The 3,917-nt window shown below is 48.5% G+C and carries 1 protein-coding gene; it reads left to right on the top strand.

The annotated features are described in order from the left end of the window. Positions 1 to 624: 624 nt before the first annotated feature. Positions 625 to 3,744 carry a phosphoenolpyruvate carboxylase gene (ppc, locus tag JGK07_RS32870; protein WP_293193959.1) on the top strand — a complete coding sequence of 1,040 codons (3,120 nt, stop codon included), beginning with the start codon at positions 625 to 627 and terminating at the stop codon, positions 3,742 to 3,744. The last annotated feature ends 173 nt before the right edge of the window (positions 3,745 to 3,917 follow it).

Here is a 3,917-nt window from a genome sequence, read left to right on the forward strand (position 1 = left end):
TTGTATTATATACGAGTTCCTGCGAGCGTCAACATGGCAGGTAAAAAATTATAATCAGTCCAAATGCAGATTTCTCTGACGCAAGACGCCCACATCTGTAATCCAATGGCACGGGGGCAAAAACAAATTGAACCAGGGGCAAATAGTCTCGTGCGGCCACAATTTGCTCAAAAAGCTACCCAAATAGTCAAGGATGGGTAGCTTTGTCCATAAATTAAGTTACAGTTCCTAACCCCGTTAGAGGTGAATCATACAGAAGTGGCAAGAAGTTTAGGTGTGGTCATTGTGGCTGGGTTGGTGATGCTGATGAGAATGGAGCTAAGAATATTTCTGTATTGGGGCTGCTTTTAGACCAGCCTGGAGGCTCAGGACTTGCTTGCTCATTGGAGCAACACGTTCTAGGGCTACTGAAATCCCCGACCGATCGCGCAAGCAGGTCGGGGAAGTTTAAAACACCAGGAAAGGGAGACCCCGAGCTCCAAAGCACGATCGTCATGAGTCATCCGCAAGCACAAATCGCAAATTGTATAAGATGTCTCAAATTTGACTGCAAATAAAAGTGTTTTCGGTGAAACTAAACAATACAATTTTCTAGACACCCGCAGCTATTTGAGGAACAGCCCGATGAGTTCAGTCCTCCAGTCTTCAGAACAGGCTATTGATACACCATCTATTCCCCATTCTGCCCCTTACTCAAAATCAGACCTGTTTCTACGCAATCGCCTCAAAGTAGTAGAGGACTTGTGGGAATCGGTGCTGCGACAGGAGTGCGGGCAGGAATTGGTGGATTTGCTCCAACAAATGCGATCGGTCAATTCGGCCGAGGGACAAGCCACTCACTTTCGCGAGTCGAATGTCCTACAGCTAATCGAAAAGCTTGATCTCAACGCCGCCATCCGCGCCGCTCGTGCTTTTGCACTATATTTTCAGTTAATCAACATTGTCGAACAGCACTACGAACAGCGAGACCAACAGCTAGCTTACACTGGCAGTAACGATGCTGGCGGGCGGATGTTTGCTAAGCTGCCGGGACAAGCAACGGATGCGCCCGATCGCCCGCGGCACAGGGAAGGCCCGGCCCAAACAGCTCTGAGCAAGGTAGACAGCAGCGAGGCGATCGCCAAAGACGCCGGAACATTTCACCAACTGTTCCCGATGCTACTGCGCTTGAACGTACCCAGCCAGCAAATCCAGCGCTTGATCGATCAGTTAGACATCCGCTTAGTATTCACCGCCCACCCGACGGAAATTGTCCGCAACACGATCCGCACCAAGCAGCGGCGGATGGCGAAGATTCTCCAAAAGCTAGACCAAGTTGACGAGAAATTTCAGGTACTCGGGGCCGACTCAGAAAGCCCCTACCCGGTGTCTTCCTGGGAAGCTGCGGCTCTCCAAGAGCAACTCATGGAAGAAATTCGCCTTTGGTGGCGCACTGACGAACTGCACCAGTTCAAACCGACTGTACTTGACGAGGTGGAATACACCCTGCACTACTTCGACGAAGTGCTGTTTGATGCTATTCCCGAGCTATACCAACGCTTAAAGCAAGCGCTGCACGCTTCTTTCCCTTACCTGAAACCACCTAGTTACAATTTTTGCAAGTTCGGTTCTTGGGTGGGCTCCGACAGAGACGGGAATCCTTCTGTCACCCCAAAAGTTACTTGGCAAACTGCTTGCTATCAACGCCATTTAGTGCTGTGCAAGTACATCAATGCGGTGAAGCGGTTGAACGAACTTTTGAGTTTGTCGCTGCACTGGAGCGACGTATTGCCAGAATTGCTCGAATCGCTCGATCGCGACAAATCAGAATTTCCCGAGGTTTACGAGCAGTGGGCGATCCGCTACCGTCAAGAGCCCTATCGGTTGAAACTCGCCTACGTACTCCAGCGACTGGAAAATACGCGCGATCGCAACTGGCGCCTCTACAAAGGAGACGAGTTACAACGGGAGCGCGAAGCCTTGTCGGAACATCCCGGAATGAGCGGCCTTTATCGATCGGGAACCGAGTTTTTGACCGAATTGCAGCTCATCGAGCACAATTTAATCGAAACCGGTTTAAGCTGTCGGGACTTGGAAAATCTGCTCTGCCAAGTAGAAATCTACGGATTTAATTTGGCTTACCTAGATATCCGCCAAGAGTCAACAGTACACTCCGACGCTTTGAGCGAAATTGCTGAATACTTGCAAATTTTGCCCAAGCTTTACAATGAAATGTCTGAAGGCGATCGAGTGATATGGCTAGCAACAGAACTGCAAACTCGCCGCCCATTAATTCCCGCAGAATTGCCATTTTCTCCCAAAACTTGCGAGACAATTAATACCTTCCGCATATTGCGGCAAATGCACCAGGAGTTCGGCCCGGAAATTTGCGAAACCTACGTCATCAGCATGACCCACGACCTCAGCGATATGCTGGCGGTTTTGTTGCTAGCAAAAGAATCAGGACTTTACGATCCAGCGACCGGAATTAGCAGCATTCAAGTAGTCCCATTGTTTGAAACAGTGGAAGACTTGAAAAAAGCGCCAAAAGTAATGCAGGAGGCATTTGAACTGCCAGTTTATCGGGCTTTATTAGCCGGAGGATACGCCCAAGAAACAGCCAAACCAAGCGAACAAAATCTAGACTGTCCAATCCGAAAAATCAAATTGCAAGAAGTGATGCTGGGCTATTCGGACAGTAATAAAGATTCGGGTTTCCTCAGCAGCAATTGGGAAATTCACAAAGCTCAAAAAGCTTTGCAAATGGTTGCGGAAAAGCACGAAGTAGAATTGCGAATTTTTCACGGCCGTGGCGGTTCGGTAGGGCGAGGCGGCGGGCCTGCTTACAAAGCGATTTTGGCTCAGCCCGGAAAGAGTATCAGCGGGCGAATTAAGATTACCGAACAAGGCGAGGTTTTGGCTTCTAAATATTCTTTGCCGGAGTTGGCGCTTTACAATTTAGAAACCGTGGCGGCGGCGGTAATTCAAGCTAGTTTGCTGCATACAGGTTTCGATGGCATCGACTCTTGGAACGAGATTATGGAAGAGTTATCGGCGAAATCGCGATCGCACTACCGTAATTTAATCTACGAACAGCCAGATTTAGTAGATTTCTTCCACCACGTTACCCCGATTCAAGAAATCAGTCAGTTGCAAATTAGTTCTCGCCCAGCCCGTCGCGGCGGGAAGAAAGACATCAGCGGTTTGCGAGCAATTCCGTGGGTGTTTAGCTGGACTCAAAGCCGCTTTTTGCTGCCTTCTTGGTATGGTGTCGGCACAGCTTTACAAGAGTATTTGCTGGAAGAACCGGAAGAACACATGAAACTTTTGCAGTATTTTTACTTGAAATGGCCGTTTTTTAGAATGGTAATTTCCAAGGTAGAAATGACATTATCGAAGGTGGATTTGCAGATTGCAGAACACTACGTGCGGGAGTTGGCGTTACCGGCAGACAGAGAGCGATTTAAGGCTTTATTCGAGCAAATTGCTGCCGAATTCTACTTGATTCGTAATTTGGTTTTAACTATTACCGGACACCAGAGTTTGTTGGATGGAGATCCATCGCTTCAGCGTTCTGTGCAATTACGAAATGCCACAATTGTGCCTTTGGGTTTGTTGCAGGTTTCACTGCTGAAGCGATTGCGGCAACATGGTACTGGCGGAGTACCCGGTGTGATTCACTCGCGTTACAGCAAGGGTGAGTTGTTGCGGGGAGCTCTGCTGACGATTAATGGTATTGCCGCCGGGATGCGGAATACGGGCTAAAAAACAGGTTTGTAGTGAGGACTTCAGTCCTGCTTTTTCCGAGAACAAAAGTCCTCACTACGAACAGATTTTACAAGGTTTGTAGTGAGGACTTCAGTCCTGCTTTTTCCGAGAACAAAAGTCCTCACTACGAACAGATTGTATAAGGTTTGTAGTGAGGACTTCAGTCCTGC

This window comes from Microcoleus sp. PH2017_24_DOB_U_A, assembly GCF_020738205.1.
Lineage (GTDB): Bacteria > Cyanobacteriota > Cyanobacteriia > Cyanobacteriales > Microcoleaceae > Microcoleus.

What these genes read in the sequence shown, in the direction of transcription:
- ppc (WP_293193959.1), top strand. Translation starts at nt 625, where the DNA reads ATGAGTTCAGTCCTCCAGTCTTCAGAACAGGCTATTGATACACCATCT.